This is a genomic window from Xanthomonas arboricola (genome assembly GCF_003353015.1).
Classification (GTDB): domain Bacteria; phylum Pseudomonadota; class Gammaproteobacteria; order Xanthomonadales; family Xanthomonadaceae; genus Xanthomonas; species Xanthomonas arboricola_E.
In genome coordinates, this window is the sequence record NZ_QREM01000009.1 from 971,817 (window position 1) to 989,105 (window position 17,289).

The 17,289-nt window shown below is 66.3% G+C and carries 7 protein-coding genes and 3 pseudogenes; 9 read left to right on the forward strand and 1 reads right to left on the reverse strand.

Annotated features, from left to right (window positions below):
• The first annotated feature begins 10 nt into the window (after positions 1–10).
• The 8 genes and pseudogenes from C0541_RS14840 (at position 11) to C0541_RS14875 (ending at position 15,114) form a co-directional block, all read left to right on the forward strand.
• Complete coding sequence (locus tag C0541_RS14840) at positions 11–2,701, forward strand: beta-mannosidase (RefSeq protein WP_161960086.1); 2,691 nt, start codon at positions 11–13, stop codon at positions 2,699–2,701.
• 1,024 nt (positions 2,702–3,725) lie between these two features.
• Positions 3,726–6,386, forward strand: coding sequence for a glycoside hydrolase family 3 C-terminal domain-containing protein (locus C0541_RS14845; RefSeq protein ID WP_115049462.1), 2,661 nt, complete (start codon positions 3,726–3,728; stop codon positions 6,384–6,386).
• 434 nt (positions 6,387–6,820) lie between these two features.
• Positions 6,821–8,284: a glycoside hydrolase family 125 protein gene (locus C0541_RS14850; protein ID WP_115049464.1), complete on the forward strand. Its 1,464-nt coding sequence runs from the start codon at positions 6,821–6,823 to the stop codon at positions 8,282–8,284.
• Between the two features lie 135 nt (positions 8,285–8,419).
• Entirely contained in the window at positions 8,420–10,762 is a 2,343-nt protein-coding gene (locus tag C0541_RS14855) for a GH92 family glycosyl hydrolase (protein WP_115049466.1), read from the forward strand.
• Between the two features lie 291 nt (positions 10,763–11,053).
• The gene (locus C0541_RS14860; protein ID WP_115049468.1) at positions 11,054–12,895 is read left to right on the forward strand and encodes a glycoside hydrolase family 35 protein; all 1,842 of its coding nucleotides are present in this window, start codon (positions 11,054–11,056) and stop codon (positions 12,893–12,895) included.
• Positions 12,896–13,290: 395 nt separating this feature from the next.
• Positions 13,291–13,736: pseudogene (locus C0541_RS14865) on the forward strand (transposase); the annotation flags it as partial.
• Positions 13,737–13,753: 17 nt separating this feature from the next.
• Positions 13,754–14,521: pseudogene (locus tag C0541_RS14870) on the forward strand (DDE-type integrase/transposase/recombinase); the annotation flags it as partial.
• 377 nt (positions 14,522–14,898) lie between these two features.
• Positions 14,899–15,114, forward strand: coding sequence for a hypothetical protein (locus C0541_RS14875; RefSeq protein WP_115049469.1), 216 nt, complete (start codon positions 14,899–14,901; stop codon positions 15,112–15,114).
• A 65-nt stretch (positions 15,115–15,179) separates the two neighbouring features.
• Here the strand turns inward: C0541_RS14875 and C0541_RS21395 are convergent.
• Positions 15,180–15,470, reverse strand: a pseudogene (locus C0541_RS21395) (RebB family R body protein).
• Positions 15,471–15,882: 412 nt separating this feature from the next.
• On the opposite strand from C0541_RS21395, the gene C0541_RS14885 reads away from it, so the two are divergent.
• Positions 15,883–17,037, forward strand: a complete 1,155-nt coding sequence (locus C0541_RS14885) for a sialidase family protein (protein ID WP_115049471.1) — start codon at positions 15,883–15,885, stop codon at positions 17,035–17,037.
• Positions 17,038–17,289 lie beyond the last annotated feature (252 nt).

Sequence of the window (17,289 nt, forward strand, 5' to 3'; positions counted from 1 at the left end):
AGAGTCACCCATGCCCCTGTCCCGCCATCGCCGCGTCCCCGCCCCCACCCGTCTCGGGCTTGCCCTGGCCTTTGCCATCTCGCAGGCCTGGGCCGCCCCGCCCACGGCGACGCCACTGGACAGCGGCTGGCAGGTGCGGCTGGTGCCGGGCCAGGAACAGGCAAGGACGTATCCAAAAGCGGCGGCCTGGCTGCCGGCGCAGGTGCCGGGCGCGGTGCAGACCGACCTGATCGCCGCCAAGATCGTGCCGGACCCGTTCTATCGCGACAACGAGGGCAAGATCCAGTGGGCGGGCCTGAGCGACTGGCAATACCAGACCCGCTTCAACGTGGACGCGGCCACGCTCAAGCGTGAGCACGTGGAGCTGGTGTTCGACGGCCTGGACACCTTTGCCGAGGTCACCCTCAACGGCAAGCCGCTGCTGCGCGCCGACAACATGTTCCGGCAGTGGCGGGGGGATGCCAAACCGCTGCTCAAGCGCGGCCACAACGTGCTCGAGGTCAAGCTGTTCTCGCCGATCAAGAAGATCCAGCCGTGGCTGGCCAAGCAGCCGTACGCGCTGCCGGGCGCCTACGATTCGGCCTTCGGCGACGAGCCCGAATCGCGCCACAGCTCCACCTACGTGCGCAAGGCGCCGTATAGCTATGGCTGGGACTGGGGCCCGCGCATGGTCAACGCCGGCATCTGGAAGGATGTGCGCGTGGAAGCCTGGGATGCGGTGCGCGTGGACGGGCTGCATATCGCCCAGCAGCGCGTCGACGCGGACAGCGCGCAATTGCAGGCGCAGCTGGAACTGCAGGCCGGCCGCAGCGGGCCGGTGCAGGTGACGCTGGACGTGCTGGGACCGGATGGCCAGAAGGTCGGCCAGTTCACCCAGGACGCGGTGGTCGACCCCGGCCAGAACCGCATCGATCTGGCGGTGCGCATCGCCAAGCCCAAACGCTGGTTCCCGGCCGGCTACGGCGCGCAGGACCGCTACACCTTCGTGGCCAGCGTGCGCGATGCCGATGGCGACAGCCAGCAGATCAAGCGCGTCACCGGCCTGCGCTCGGTGGAGCTGCGTCGCGAAAAGGACAAGTTCGGCAAGAGCATGGAGATCGTGATCAACGGCATACCGATCTTCGCCAAGGGCGCCAACCTGATCCCGCTGGATGCGTTCCCCGCGCGTGTGAGCCCCGAGCGCATGCGCAGCACCCTGCAGGATGCGCGCGATGCCAACATGAACATGCTGCGCATGTGGGGCGGCGGGCATTACCAGGACGACCGTTTCTACGAGATGGCCGACGAGCTGGGCATCATGATCTGGCAGGACTTCATGTTCGGCGGCGCCGTGCCGCCGTACGACGTGGAGTTCCGCGAGAACACCCGGCAGGAGGCGATCGAACAGGTCAAGCGCCTGCGCGACCATCCCAGCATCGTGCTGTGGTGCGGCAACAACGAGGTGCAGACCGGCTGGGAAAACTGGGGCGACCGGGTCAAGTTCAAGCAATCGGTGGACCCGGAAGAGCGCAGCCGCATCGAGCGCGGCATGACCACCCTGTTCGGCACCGTGTTCCGCGAAGTGGTGGCCACCTACGACAGCGACGTGCCGTACTGGTCCACCTCGCCGGGCACCAACTTCGACGGCGCCGCCGACCAGGCCACCGATGGCGACATGCATTACTGGAAGGTGTGGGGCGGCCCCGCGCTGCCGGTGACCGAATACCTCAACGTCACCCCACGCTTCATGTCCGAATACGGCCTGCAGTCGTTCCCGGACATGCGCACCGTGCGTGCCTTCGCCGAACCCGGCGACATGGATCCGGAATCGCCGGTGATGCGCGTGCATCAGAAGTTCGACAAGGGCAACGGCAACAAGCGGCTGATGCTGTACATCCGTCGCGAATTCGGCGAACCCAAGGATTTCGAGAGCTTCGTCTATCTGAGCCAGCTGATGCAGGCCGAAGGCATCAACCTGGCCGCCTCGCATCTGCGCGCCTCGCGCCCGCAATCGATGGGCTCGTTGTACTGGCAGCTCAACGATGTGTGGCCGGGTGCGTCCTGGTCCAGCGTGGATTACTACGGCCGCTGGAAGGCGCTGCAGTACCACGCCCGCCGCTTCTATGCGCCGGAGCTGATCGCCGCACTGCGTAACGACAAGGGCCAGACCGAGGTGTCACTGGTGTCCGACCGTACCACCCCGCTGGCGGCCCGCTGGCGCATGCGGGTGATGGGCATGGACGGCAAGCTGCTGAGCAAGCGCGAGGAAAAGGCCACCGTCAAGCCGCTCAGCAGCCTGCAGGTGGGCAGCTTCAGCGACAGGCAATTGCTGGGCAGTGCAGATCCCAAGCGCACGTACGCGGTGTTCGAGTTGTTCGATGGCGCCAAGCTGCTGTCGCGCGAAGTGGTGTTCTTCGCGCCGGCCAAGCAGCTGGCCTTGCCGTCCGCGAAGATCGACAGCCAGTGGCGCGCCGATGGCGATGGCTATGCGCTGACGCTGTCCAGCGACACGCTGGCGCGCGAGGTGTGGCTGTCGTTCGGCGACCTGGACGTGAGCGTGGCCGATAACGCCTTCGACCTGCTGCCGGGCGAGCCGCTGACGCTGCACGTGTCCAGCAAGCTGCCGATGGCGCAGGTGCAGTCTGCGTTGCAGGTGCGCGACCTGGCATCGACGCTGGCCGGCGCGCCGCCGGAACCGCCGGAGGCAGCGGCGACGAAATGAGCGGCGAGCTGGCCCTCATCCGCCCTTCGGGCACCTTCTCCCGCCAGGCGGGAGAAGGACTCGATCTCCGCTCGTGCATGCGCTTGTTCCGCGTATGCATTTCGCGCGCATGGCGTCTCCCGCCAGGCGGGAGAAGGACTCGATCTCCGCTCGTGCATGCGCGTGTTCCGCGTATGCGTTTCGCGCGCNTTCGCGCGCATGGCGTCTCCCGCCAGGCGGGAGAAGGACTCGATCTCCGCTCGTGCATGCGCGTGTTCCGCGTATGCGTTTCGCGCGCATGGCGTCTCCCGCCAGGCGGGAGAAGGACTCGATCTCCGCTCATGCATGCGCTTGTTCCGCGTATGCGTTTCGCGCGCATGGCGTCTCCCGCCAGGCGGGAGAAGGACTCGATCTCCGCTCGTGCATGCGCGTGTTCCGCGTATGCGTTTCGCGCGCNTTCGCGCGCATGGCGTCTCCCGCCAGGCGGGAGAAGGACTCGATCTCCGCTCGTGCATGCGCGTGTTCCGCGTATGCGTTTCGCGCGCAAGGCGTCTCCCGCCAGGCGGGAGAAGGACTCGATCTCCGCTCGTGCATGTGCTTGTTCCGCGTATGCGTTTCGCGCGCATGGCGTCTCCCGCCAGGCGGGAGAAGGGCTCGATCTCCGCTCGTGCATGCGCGTGTTCCGCGTATGCATTTCGCGCGCATGGCGTCTCCCGCAGATTTGGTTTCCTGTCATGCCACTCTTCGCACCCTTGCATCGCATCCACCTTAGGAAAACGACGTGATCTCCTGCCGTGCGTGCCCTCTCCCAAGGCGCGCCCCTCTCCTCCCTCGCGCGCCCTCGTCCCGCGTTGGGTGTCCTTCTCCCGCGGGCGGGAGAAGGTGCCCCGCAGGGGCGGATGAGGGCCCGCCGCAGTAACAGCAACATCCACCACAGCCGGTGGCGCGCATGACGCCGCCGCGCCAGACCCTCAACCCGCCGCCCCCCCTGCGGCACCACCAGAACAACGCCGGGCGAATCTCGCCACTGCGCAGGAGTGAATCGATGTCATCCGTGTTTGTATCGCGTCTTGCCATGGCACTGGGCCTGAGCCTGGGCCTGCCCTGCATCGCGCACGCCGCGCCCGACGACCGCAGCAGCACGCCGGAGCAGCGCGCCGCCGCGTTGGTGGCGCAGATGAGCCGCGAGGAAAAAGTCGCGCAGGCGATGAACGCTGCGCCGGCGATTCCGCGCCTGGGCATCCCCGCCTACGAATGGTGGAGCGAAGGCCTGCACGGCATCGCCCGCAATGGCTACGCCACGGTGTTTCCGCAGGCGATCGGCCTGGCCGCCAGCTGGAATACCGCGTTGATGCAGCAGGTGGGCACGGTGGTGTCGACCGAGGCACGCGCCAAGTTCAACCAGGCCGGCGGCCCGGGCAAGGACCACAAGCGCTATGCGGGGCTGACCATCTGGTCGCCCAACATCAACATCTTCCGCGACCCGCGCTGGGGCCGTGGCATGGAAACCTACGGCGAGGACCCCTTCCTCACCGGGCAGCTCGCGGTGGGCTTCATCCGCGGCCTGCAGGGCGACGATCTCCATCACCCGCGCACCATCGCCACGCCCAAGCACATCGCCGTGCACAGCGGCCCGGAACCGGGCCGGCACGGCTTCGATGTGGACGTGTCGCCGCGCGATGTGGAGGCGACCTACACGCCCGCCTTCCGCGCCGCCTTGATCGACGGTCAGGCCGGCTCGGTGATGTGCGCGTACAACTCGCTGCACGGCACACCGGCCTGCGCAGCCGATTGGTTGCTCAACGGCCGCGTGCGCGGCGATTGGGGCTTCAAGGGCTTCGTGGTGTCCGACTGCGATGCGGTGGACGACATGACCCAGTTCCATTACTTCCGCCCGGACAATGCAGGCTCCTCGGCAGCCGCCCTCAAGGCCGGTCACGATCTCAATTGCGGGCATGCCTATCGCGACCTCGGCACCGCGATCGAGCGCGGCGAATTGGATGAAGCCTTGCTCGACCAATCGCTGGTGCGCCTGTTCGCCGCGCGCTATCGCCTGGGCGAACTGGAAGCGCCGCGCAAGGACCCGTATGCGCGGCTGGGCGCCAAGGACATCGATAACGCCGCCAATCGGGCATTGGCGCTCAAGGCCGCCGCCGAGTCGATCGTATTGCTCAAGAACGCTGCCGGCACGCTGCCGCTGAAACCCGGCACGCGGCTGGCGGTGATCGGCCCGAACGCCGATGCCCTGGCGGCGCTGGAAGCCAACTATCAAGGCACCTCGTCCGCGCCGGTGACGCCCTTGCTCGGCCTGCGCCAGCGCTTCGGTGCGCAGCAGGTCAGCTATGCGCAAGGTGCGCCGCTGGCCGCGGGCGTGCCGGGCATGATTCCGGAAACCGCGTTGCGCAGCGACGGCAAGCCGGGACTGCGTGGCGAATATTTCGACAACGTCGACATGGCCGGCACCCCGGTGACCGTACGCCAGGACCGTGCGGTCAGCTTCAACTGGGACCAGGTCAGCCCGGCCAAGGGCGTGCCGGCCGATCGCTATGCGGTGCGCTGGAGCGGCGAGCTGCTGCCGCCGGGCGCGGGCGATTACACGCTGGCGGTGCGGGTGGCGCGCTGCTTCGATTGCGCCGGCCACGATCCGGTGCGGCTGTACATCGACGACAAGCTGGTGGTTGCCGGCAATGCCGAAGACAAGCATGTGCCGGCCGGCATGCACAACGCCGATGGCCGCAGCGTGGAAACCATGCTGCACTTCGACGACACCCGCCCGCGCAGGATCCGCCTGGAAATGGAGCACCGCGGCCAGGACCAGGGCCTGCGCCTGGAGTGGCTGGCACCGGCGGCGGCGCAACTGGCCGAGGCCGAGCAGGCGGTGGCACACGCCGATGCCGTCGTGGCCTTCGTCGGGCTGTCGCCGGATGTGGAAGGCGAGGAACTGCGTATCGACGTGCCCGGCTTCGACGGCGGCGACCGCAACGACATCGCCCTGCCCGCGCCGCAGCAGGCACTGCTCGAACGCGCCAAGGCCTCCGGCAAGCCGCTGGTGGTGGTGCTGATGAGCGGCAGCGCGGTGGCGCTGAACTGGGCCAAGGCCAATGCCGATGCGATCGTGGCGGCGTGGTACCCGGGCCAGTCCGGCGGCACCGCGATCGCGCGCGCACTGGCGGGCGAGGACAACCCTGGCGGGCGCCTGCCGGTCACGTTCTACCGCTCCACCAAGGACCTGCCGCCCTACGTCAGCTACGACATGAAGGGCCGCACCTACCGCTACTTCAAGGGCGAGCCGTTGTTTGCGTTCGGCTATGGGCTGAGCTACACCAGCTTCGCCTACGAGGCACCGCGCCTGTCCACCAGCACGCTGCAAGCCGGCAATACGCTGCAGGTGACCACCACCGTGCGCAATACCGGCAGCCGCGCCGGCGATGAAGTGGCGCAGGTGTACCTGCAGTATCCGGACCGCCCGCAATCGCCGCTGCGCAGCCTGGTCGGCTTTCAACGTATCCGTCTGGAGCCGGGCGAGCAGCGCACGCTCACCTTCACCCTGGACGCGCGCGCCCTCAGCGATGTGGATCGCAGCGGGCAGCGCGCGGTGGAAGCCGGCGATTACTCCCTGTTTGTCGGCGGTGGCCAGCCCGGCACCGGTGCGGCAGGCAAGGCTGCAACGTTCTCGATCTCGGGACGTTCGCCGCTGCCGAAGTAAGCGGTGCGCAGGCGTGATGCGACAGCGTCGGCCGTGATGGCCGGCGCCTGCGGCGTGAGGTATCGCGAGCACCTTGCCCGCAGGGCTGCCTGGCAGCTGGCGAGCTGGTACGGACAAGCAGGCTCTACCAGTGGACTGGTCGGTGCCATGCCCAGCCCGATCCTGTCGCGCGTGTTCCAGGTCGGTCGTGAGTGCACGGAAGCTGGGCGATGTCCATGCGGCGGCACGGGCGTGGACCAGCCACCGCACCCACTGCCGCGAACCCGCATACGGCGCCGAATTGTGCGGACGCACTATGCACATTCGGCGCACACGTTGTATGGTCATCGGGAATTGGTCCTGCATAGGTCTCATCATCGGCCCGGCGCGCAGCGCGACCGATGGAGGTGCCCGCTGCCTCGACCGCTTGCGAAAATCCCAGGGAGCTCCAGGTCATGCACACCCGCCGCGACATCCTTCAGCTGCTCGGCGCCAGCGCGGGCGCCGGCTTGCTGGCCGGCGCGCTGCCGGCCTTCGCGGCCGGCCCCGCCGCCGGCGCATCCACGGCCGCCGGCAACTTCGTCAGCAAGCGCCCGCCCAAGGCGCAGCGCCGCTTCGTCAGCAAGGCGGTCGAGCAGCAGATCGTGCAGATCAAGGCGCGCATCGCCGACCCCGAGCTGGCCTGGCTGTTCGAGAATTGCTACCCCAATACGCTGGACACCACGGTGGAAACCGGCACCCGCAACGGCAAGCCGGACACCTTCGTCATCACCGGCGACATCCACGCGATGTGGCTGCGCGATTCCTCCGCGCAGGTGCATCCGTACGTGCCGCTGGCCAGGCGCGACCCTGCGTTGCGGCGCATGTTCCATGGCCTGATCCAGCGCCAGGCCGCCTGCATCCGGCTCGACCCCTATGCCAACGCCTTCCTGCCCGATGGCCAGACCCAACGCCTGAAGTGGTCGCTCAACGACATCACCGAGATGAAGCCCGGCGTGGGCGAGCGCAAGTGGGAAATCGATTCGCTGTGCTACCCGATCCGCATCGCGCACGAGTACTGGCGCGCCACCGGCGATACCGCCCCGTTCGACGACGACTGGCGCGCAGCGATGCACGTGGTGGTCAGGACCTTCCGCGAGCAGCAGCGCAAGGACAACCGCGGCCCGTATGTGTTCCAGCGGCCCTCGCCGCTGGCGACCGAGACGCTGGTGCTGGAAGGCTACGGCCAGCCGACCCGGCCCAACGGCATGATCCACTCGATGTTCCGCCCCTCCGACGATGCCTGCGTGTATCCGTTGTTCGTGCCGGCCAACCTGTTCGCGGTGGCCTCGCTGCGCCAGCTGGCGACGATGAGCACCGCATTGCACCGCGATAGCGATTTCGCCGCCGACTGCACCGCGCTGGCCGACGAAGTGGAAGCGGCGACGCGCCAGTTCGGCCAACTGCGCGACAGCGACGGCCAGGCGTACTGGGCGTTCGAAGTGGACGGTTACGGCAACCAGTTGTTCATCGACGACGCCAACGCCCCCGGCCTGCTCAGCCTGGCCTACCTGGGCTGCTGCGACCGCGCCGACCCGGTGTTCCTGCGCACCCGCCAGCTGGCCTGGAGCGAACGCAATCCGTATTTCGCGCGTGGCCGTGCGGCCGAGGGCGTCGGCAGCCCGCACAGCGGCATGGGCACGATCTGGCCGATGTCGATCATCCAGTACGCGCTGGTCAGCGACGACGATGCGCAGTTGCGCCAGTGCCTGCAGTGGCTGAAGACCACCCACGCCGGCACCGGCTTCATGCACGAAGCCTTCGACAAGGACAACCCAAGCACCTTCACCCGCGACTGGTTCGCCTGGGCCAACACCTTGTTCGGCGAACTGATCATCGACCTGCACCAACGCAAACCGCAGCTGCTGCGCAGCGCCTGAGTTTGCGAAGGGCCCGCCCTTCCAACGCGGAACTGCAGAGCGCTTGATCTTCCCTTCTCCCGCCGGGAAAAGGTGCCCGAGGGGCGGATGAGGGTACGGCCCGCCCCACTTCGTGACATCCAAGAGCACATCACCATGGCAACACGACGCGGTTTTCTCCAAGGCGCCATCGCAGCGGCCCTGTTCGGCAGCACCGGCCTGCCCGGGCTTGCCCGCGCACGCGCCGGCAACTACGCACTGCCGGCCGATGCACGCACCCGCGCCGAGCTCACCCGCCATGTCGATGTGTTCATCGGCACCGGTGGCCATGGCCACACCTTTCCCGGCGCGACGCTGCCATTCGGCATGGTGCAGCTGAGCCCGGACACCTACAACGCGGTGTGGGATTCGTGCTCCGGCTACCACGAGTCCGACGGCTCGATCATGGGCTTTTCGCATACGCATCTGTCCGGCACCGGCATCGGCGACATGCTGGACGTCCTGCTGGTGCCGGCCACCGGCGAGGTCAAGCTGGTGCCCGGCGCACTCGACGCGCCGGACAGCGGCTACCGCTCGCGCTACGACCACAGCGATGAAGCCGCCTCGCCCGGCTACTACCGCGTGCGGCTCAAGGACAGCGGCGTGCATGCCGAGCTCACCGCCACCTCGCGCGCCGGCCTGCACCGTTACCACTTCCCCAAGGGCAAGCCGGCGCATGTGCTGCTGGACCTGTGCCACGGCATGCAGGACAAGCCCGGCATCCCCACCCGCGTGAGCGATGCCCAGCTGCGCGTGGTCGATGCACAGACCATCACAGGCGGACGCCGCGTCCACCAGTGGGCCAAGGGGCGCTACATCTACTTCGCAATGCGCCTGTCGCGGCCGTTCGCCAGCGTGCAGCTGTACGACGAAGATCAAGCGCTGCCCGCCGGCACGCGCAGCCGCGACGGTAGCCACCTCAAGGCCGCGTTGCACTTTCCCGATGCATCCGACGCCCCGCTGCTGATCAAGGTCGGCATCTCCGCCGTCAGCGCCGACAATGCGCTGGCCAACCTGGATGCCGAGCTGCCCGATTTCGACTTCGCCCGCGTGCATGCGCAAGCCGTCGCCGCTTGGGAAAAAGAGCTGGCTCGCGTGCGCATCGACAGCGATGACGCTGCGCAACGCCGCATCTTCTACACCGGCCTGTATCACAGCCTGCTGGCGCCCACCCTCTTCAGCGACGTGGATGGCCGTTACCGCGGCATGGACCTGCAGATCCACACCGCCCCCAAGGGCTATCACAACTACAGCACCTACTCGCTGTGGGACACCTACCGCGCCGCGCACCCGCTGCTCACCCTGGTGCAACCCGAGCGCGTGCCGGACCTGGTGCAGTGCCTGGTGCGCGGCGCCAACGAATGCCCGGACGGCGTGGGCATCTGGCCGCTGCAAGGCGTGGAAACCGGCTGCATGATCGGCTACCACTCCGCGGTGGTGCTGGCCGAAGCGCATGCCAAGGGCTTCACCGGCATCGACTACACCGCCGCCTGGCCGGCGTACCGCAAGCGCGCGATGGACGACACCACCCACGGCCTGGCGTATTACCGCAGGCTTGGCTACATCCCCGCCGACAAGGTGGACGAAGCGGTCAGCCGCACGCTGGAATACGCCTACGACGACTGGGCCTGCGCGCACCTGGCACAGGCCGCCGGTGCCACCGACGACGCACGCGCACTGCGCGAGCGCTCGCGCAACTACCGCAACGTGTTCAATCGCGACAGCGGCTTCGTGCAGGCGCGACTGGAAGACGGCAGCTGGGCCCAACCATTCGATCCGCGCGGCATGGGCCACATCAGCAAATGGCGCGACTTCACCGAGTCCAACGCCTGGCAGGCCACCTTCCTCAACCAGCACGACCTGTACGGCTACATGGACCTGTACGGCGGCCGCGACGGCTTCGTCGCCAAGCTGGACGAACTGTTTTCCACCAGCTCCGAACTGCCCGCCGATGCGCCACCGGATATCGATGGCCTGGTCGGCCAGTACGCGCACGGCAACGAGCCGAGCCATCACGTGGCCTATCTGTTCGCCTATGCCGGCCAGCCATACAAGACCCAGGCGATGGTGCGCCGGCTGCTGCGCGAGCAGTACCACGACGCGCGCAACGGGTTGTCCGGCAACGAGGATTGCGGGCAGATGAGCGCCTGGTTCGTGCTCAGTGCGCTCGGGCTGTATGCGGTGGACCCGGTCAGCGGCAACTACGTCCTCGGCAGCCCGTTGTTCAAGCGTGCAGAACTGGATGTCGGCAACGGCCGCACGCTGCGCATCGTCGCCAACAACAGCAGCGCACAGAACGTCTATGTGCAGTCGCTGACCTGGAACGGCAAGCCGATCAACCGCAGCTGGATGCGGCATGCCGACTTGGCCGCCGGCGGCACGCTGGAATTCACCATGGCTGCCAAGCCGAATCCGGCCTTCGGCGCGAACAGGGAGGATCTGCCACCGTCGTTCGCATAGCGTACTTCCCCGGCATCGCGCCGATCGCAACAGGAGGCTGCCGTTCCCTTTCCCGCAAGCGGGAGGCTTGCTCTTCCCTTCTCCCGCAAGCGGGAGGCTTGCCTGTCCCTTCTCCCGCAAGCGGGAGGCTTGCCTTCCCTTCTCCCGCAAGCGGGAGGCTTGCCTTTCCCTTCTCCCGCAAGCGGGAGAAGGTGCCCGAAGGGCGGATGAGGGCCAACCCGCAAGCGGCCTAACCCAAAAACCAATCCACCCCCATCGTCACCAGTCACTCGTCACCGCCGAGAATCGCCCATGTTGCGCAGCACCCTCAGCCCCCTCGTTCTGGCCCTCGCCTTCGCGTTTCCCGTTACCGCCATGGCCAACGACGCCGACACCTGGCCCAGCTTCGGCACGCAAGGCACGCAGTTCGTGCGCGATGGCAAGCCGTACCAGATCCTCTCCGGCGCCATCCATTTCCAGCGCATCCCGCGCGCCTACTGGAAGGACCGCCTGCAGAAAGCACGTGCACTCGGCTTGAACACGGTGGAGACCTACGTGTTCTGGAACCTGGTCGAACCGCAGCAGGGACAGTTCGATTTCTCAGCCAACAACAACGTGGCCGCCTTCGTCAGGGAAGCCGCCGCACAAGGCCTCAACGTGATCCTGCGGCCCGGCCCCTACACCTGCGCGGAATGGGAAGCCGGCGGCTACCCGGCCTGGTTGTTCGGCAAGGACGATATCCGCGTGCGCAGCCGCGACCCGCGCTTTCTCGCATCCAGCCAGGCCTACCTGGATGCGGTGGCAAAACAGGTGCGCCCGTTGCTCAACCATAACGGCGGGCCGATCATCGCCGTGCAGGTCGAGAACGAATACGGCTCCTACGACGACGACCACGCCTACATGGCCGACAACCGCGCCATGTACGTCAAGGCCGGCTTCGACGACGCCTTGCTGTTCACCTCCGACGGCGCCGACATGCTCGCCAACGGCACCTTGCCGGACACCCTGGCGGTGGTGAACTTCGCTCCCGGCGAGGCCAAAAGCGCGTTCGAGAAGTTGATCAAGTTCCGTCCCGACCAGCCACGCATGGTCGGCGAATACTGGGCAGGCTGGTTCGACCACTGGGGCAAGCCGCATGCCAGCACCGATGCCAAGCAACAGACCGAGGAGCTGGAGTGGATCCTGCGCCAGGGCCACTCGGCCAACCTCTACATGTTCATCGGCGGCACCAGTTTCGGCTTCATGAATGGCGCCAATTTCCAGGGCAATCCCAGCGACCATTACGCCCCGCAGACCACCAGCTACGACTACGACGCCATCCTGGACGAAGCCGGACGCCCCACGCCCAAGTTCGCGCTGATGCGCGACGCCATCACGCGGGTCACCGGCGTGCAGGCGCCCGCGCTGCCGAAGCCGATCACGATCGCGGCGCTGCCGGAAACGCCGCTGCCTGAATCCGCCTCGCTGTGGGACAACCTGCCCGCCCCGATCGCCATCGACACCCCGGAGCCGATGGAGCACTTCGGCCAGGATTACGGCTACATCCTCTACCGCACCACCGTCGCCGGCCCGCGCAAGGGCCCGCTGTACCTGGGCGAGGTGCGCGATGTCGCGCGGGTATATGTCGATCAGAAGCCGGTCGGCAGTGTCGAACGCCGGCTGCAGCAGGTCTCTACCAACGTGGACATTCCCGCCGGCCAACACACGCTGGATGTCCTGGTCGAAAACAGCGGCCGCATCAACTACGGCCCGCGCATGGCCGACGGCCGCGCCGGCCTGGTCGACCCGGTGCTGCTGGACAACCGGCAGCTCACCGGCTGGCAGGCGTTCCCGCTGCCGATGCGCTCGCCCGACAGCATCCGCGGCTGGACCCGCACCGCCGTCGCAGGCCCGGCGTTCCATCGCGGCACGCTGCGCATCGGCACACCGGCCGACACCTACCTGGACATGCGCGCCTTCGGCAAGGGCGTGACCTGGGCCAACGGCGTCAACCTGGGCCGCCACTGGGCTATCGGCCCGCAGCGGGCGTTGTATTTCCCGGCCCCGTTCCAGCGCAAGGGCGACAACACCGTGGTGGTGTTCGACCTGGACAGCACCGCCAAGCCGAGCGTGCGCGGCCTGCAGCAGCAGGTGTGGATCACGCCGACGAAATAACATCGGCCAGGAAACCACCGCGCTCATCGTTAGACGGGCGCGGCGTTCGCTCCGAATCGGTCAAGAGCCGCCAACAGAACTACTGCATGGCCACCGGGCGGGCGCAGTCGGTACTCGGAATGAGGGTCGACAGGGATTCGTGTAAAAAATAGCCAAAAACAAGCTAACCCGCCGCAAGCAAAGAACTTTTTTACGAATTGCTGCCGACCCTCTATCGCATGTCGACTCCCCGTAAAAGTGGTCCATCCATGGTTAGAGGTCTCCGGGNCCCCGCCGCAAGCAAAGAACTTTTTTACGAATTGCTGCCGACCCTCTATCGCATGTCGACTCCCCGTAAAAGTGGTCCATCCATGGTTAGAGGTCTCCGGGCACACTAGCCACCGAGGAGACCAACGATGCGCAAGAGCAAGCTCACCGAAAGCCAGATTGTCGCCACGCTGAAGCAGGTTGAGGGCGGCCGCCAGGTCAAGGATGTGTGCCGTGAGCTGGGCATTTCTGACGCGACGTACTACGTCTGGAAGTCCAAGTACGGCGGCATGGAAGCCTCCGACGTGCAGCGGCTGCGTGATGTTGAAGCCGAGCACGCCAAACTCAAGCGGATGTATGCCGACTTGGCGATGGAGAACCATGCGTTGAAGGATCTGATCGCAAAAAAGTTGTAGACCCGGCGCATAAGCGCCCGCTCCTTGCCTGGCTCGTCGAGCAGCATGGCTGGAGCGAGCGTCGGGCTTGCTCAGCGCTTGGTGTGGCGCGCTCGACAGCGCGCTATCGGCGTCGTCCCGATCGCGACGATGAAGTCATTGCGTTGTTGTCCGAATTGGCCGAGCGCTTTCCCGAGCGTGGTTTTGGAAAGCTNGTGTGGCGCGCTCGACAGCGCGCTATCGGCGTCGTCCCGATCGCGACGATGAAGTCATTGCGTTGTTGTCCGAATTGGCCGAGCGCTTTCCCGAGCGTGGTTTTGGAAAGCTGTTTCAGATCATCCGCCGTCGCGGACATGTGTGGAATCACAAGAGGGTTTGGCGCGTGTAGTGCCTGATGAAGCTCAACCAGCGTCGTCGCAGCAGGCGCCGGGTCCCGACGCGTCATCCACAACCGCTGACATGCGGAGCACGCCCCAATGCTGGATGGTCGATCGACTTCATGTCAGATGCGCTGTGGGATGGTCGACGCTTCCGCACGTTCAATGTCATCGACGATTTCAGCAGTGAAGCCTTGGCGATCGAAGTGGACTTGAATCTTCCNGATGCGCTGTGGGATGGTCGACGCTTCCGCACGTTCAATGTCATCGACGATTTCAGCAGTGAAGCCTTGGCGATCGAAGTGGACTTGAATCTTCCGGCCGCCCGCGTCATCCGCACCTTGGACCATCGCAGCCTGGCGCGGCTATCCCGCTAAGCTTCGTCTGGACAACGGACCGGAATTTGTCGCGTTGGCCTTGGCCGAGCGGGCCGAGCGCAAGGGCATCGCCTTGGACTTCATCGAGCTTGGGCGTCCAATGCAAAACGGTTTTATCGAACGCTTCAANACTACAACCAGCAGATCCCGCACGACAGCCTGGGCGGGCTAACGCCCGCCGAGTTCCGTGATCAACATCAACCGCAGACCTCTAGTTTTAGCTGGCATTGAATTGTGGGGAGTCGACACTTCCGCTTACTGCTTCCGCTTACTGCTTCCGCTTACTGCTTCCCCCTACCGCCTACTACCTGCTGCGTGCTACGTGCTGCCTGCTGGGGCAAAAGTTCTTGGCTGCTCCGCTGTATGCGTTGCCAGAACGTGAACCAGATCAGCTAGAGATGTTTGTACTCTCAGCAACGCCCCTTCAGACTACCGCGCGCCCGCCGCTATCTGGAGGTCAACTGCCCGCGCAGCGTCTGCGACCAATTGCTGTATCGGACCGATCGCATTCCAGGCAAGATCACCGGCTCACGCCGTTGTGGAAGGCAGTGGCGCATTCCCGTCGTCCCATCGGGCGACGGTCAGATCGTGAGTTCCAGGAGCGTTTCATGTCGTCGTCCACCGTTACGCAAGACCCTGTCTCCGCGGTTCCGGAGCAGACCCAGCACGCCTTCGCCGAACACGTCCACAGCAAGCCCGCGCCCAGCCAGCCGATCGGCAGCACCGAAGCGGCGCACCTGATGACCTTCCTGTGCCAGACCCACTCGGCCAAGCAGCCGCAGATCCTGCTGCCGCCGCAGGAACGCGACGAGAACGCCGCATAAGCACGCCCCGACGCGCGCGACGTGGGCAACCGCGTGACGCGCGTGCCAGCGCCCGACCGGCAGCGTCACGTGAATGCGTTGAGCACCGTCCGCAGGCTGGCCAGGTTATCGGCCACGCCTGTCTGGGCAACCTTCCTGGTGGCACCGGCTGCCGCCATGGCATCCACCCTGCAGATCTGCATCACGCCCTGGCTGCTCGCAGACTACGCCAGCGTGTTTCTGTTGCTGCGGCACCGCTACCGCGTTCTGGAACAGGATGCCGGTCTGTTGGGCAATGCTCCGGTAGATCGTGCCCATGCCATTGCAGGCGCCTGGTCGATGCCCTTGAGGCTGGACTGCGTAACGGCATCGGTCATCTGATCGTTGACTGCGGCTGGGAAAGCCCTGCTGCGCTCCTGCGTGGACAACCGCACGGCGTACGCGCCGCTGAAAGCCGAGTTCGGCACCGGTCGACCGCAGCGCGGTAGACAGGCCGGCCGCACCGGCCACAGCACACCATGCCCTTTCGATAGCGGCGTGCAGGCGGATGAGTGAATCCTCGCAACGCGGCTTCGCAATGTGCGTCGCAGGCGGCTTGGCAACCTGCTTGGCAACCTGCTGCGCAATGGCCGACGACAGCGGCAGCGCGGTCGGCCAGCGCACCGGGGCGAGCGATGCAACGACCTTCCGGGTCCTCGCCGGGCCGGCGGCACAGCCGCCGGGCGACCAGCGCACATGGTATTTAATTGATAATAAATAGGTATCTCCAAAGTCCGCACAGGATGGACCATGCCGCATTTGCCACGCCTGCTGACCAGCCTTGTTGCCGGCCTTGCTGCCATTGCCGCCGGGGCACAGGAACGCGCATCGCCGCCTTCGCCGATCGTCCTCAGCGAGTTCATCGCCGACCCGGCACCCACCCCGCAAGCGCACGCGTCCACCTTGCTGGAAACCCGCGATGGCCATCTGCTGGCGGCCTGGTTCGGCGGCGCACACGAGGGCGCGGCCGACGTCGGCATCTGGCTGACCCGGCGCGACGCGCAGCACTGGCAGCCACCGCGCCGTATCGCCGATGGCGCGCGCGCCGGCACGCAGGGTACGACCGTGCCGGCCTGGAATCCGGTGCTGTTTCAATCGACCACCGGCCCGGTGCAGCTCTATTACAAGCTCGGCCCCAATCCGCGGCAGTGGTGGGGGCTGCGCATGACCTCGGCTGACGAGGGAACGCATTGGTCTGCGCCGCAGCAGTTGCCCCAGGGCATCCTTGGGCCGATCAAGAACAAACCGCTGCAATTGCCGAATGGACGCATCCTCGCGCCCAGCAGCAGCGAAGACCGTGGCTGGCGCGCGCATCTGGAATGGAGCGACGACGACGGGGAGCACTGGCAGCGCGGCATGCCGCTCAACGACCCGTCAGCGATCGGCGCAATCCAGCCCAGCGTCCTGCTGCATGCAGACGGGCGCGTGCAGGTCCTCGGGCGCAGCCAGCAGAACAAATTGTTCAGTACGTTCTCTCAGGATGGCGGACTGCACTGGCAACCGATGCAATTGCTGGATGTAGCCAACCCCAACTCCGGCACCGATGCGGTGATGCTGCGCGACGGCCGCGCCCTGCTGGTCTACAACCCCGGCATCGCCGGCAAGGACTGGTGGGACGGTCGCGGCACGCTTGCGGTGGCACTGTCGACCGACGGCGTGCACTGGCAACGCGCACTCACGCTGGAACACAGCGCAAAAGACGAGTTCTCCTATCCGGCGGTGATCCAGACCCGCGATGGCTTGGTGCACATCAGCTACACCTGGAAGCGTCAACGCATCAGACATGTCGTGATCGATCCAGCGCGGCTTGGCGCATGCGCTACCTGCACGGCGTCTGCCGGCACCAGTCCTACCCAGGGGAGATCGATTACTGACCGCCGCACCATCGACGCTTCGCCGCCCTGACCAGGACTTCGCGCCGAGATCCTTGTGCGATGCGCTGCAGTCGGATGATTTCCACTACACCGCATGCAACGAACGAGGAAACACGATGCCGCGCATCGGTCGGGCACGCACGCCAGAAGTTCCGTCGGAGCTTCCACCTGAGGAAATCTCCAACCCAAACACGCTGCCCTCCGACCGGACGCGGCCTCGCGCCGTTCCCGAACGCGGTTCAGGCCTGCTGGGTGGCCTGCTAGGGCGTGTAACCGGCAACCG

Bases quoted from the DNA above. Each gene is read 5' to 3' on its own strand.
- C0541_RS14840 (WP_161960086.1), top strand. From the start codon at position 11: ATGCCCCTGTCCCGCCATCGCCGCGTCCCCGCCCCCACCCGTCTCGGG.
- C0541_RS14845 (WP_115049462.1), top strand. From the start codon at position 3,726: ATGTCATCCGTGTTTGTATCGCGTCTTGCCATGGCACTGGGCCTGAGC.
- C0541_RS14850 (WP_115049464.1), top strand. From the start codon at position 6,821: ATGCACACCCGCCGCGACATCCTTCAGCTGCTCGGCGCCAGCGCGGGC.
- C0541_RS14855 (WP_115049466.1), top strand. From the start codon at position 8,420: ATGGCAACACGACGCGGTTTTCTCCAAGGCGCCATCGCAGCGGCCCTG.
- C0541_RS14860 (WP_115049468.1), top strand. From the start codon at position 11,054: ATGTTGCGCAGCACCCTCAGCCCCCTCGTTCTGGCCCTCGCCTTCGCG.
- C0541_RS14875 (WP_115049469.1), top strand. From the start codon at position 14,899: ATGTCGTCGTCCACCGTTACGCAAGACCCTGTCTCCGCGGTTCCGGAG.
- C0541_RS14885 (WP_115049471.1), top strand. From the start codon at position 15,883: ATGCCGCATTTGCCACGCCTGCTGACCAGCCTTGTTGCCGGCCTTGCT.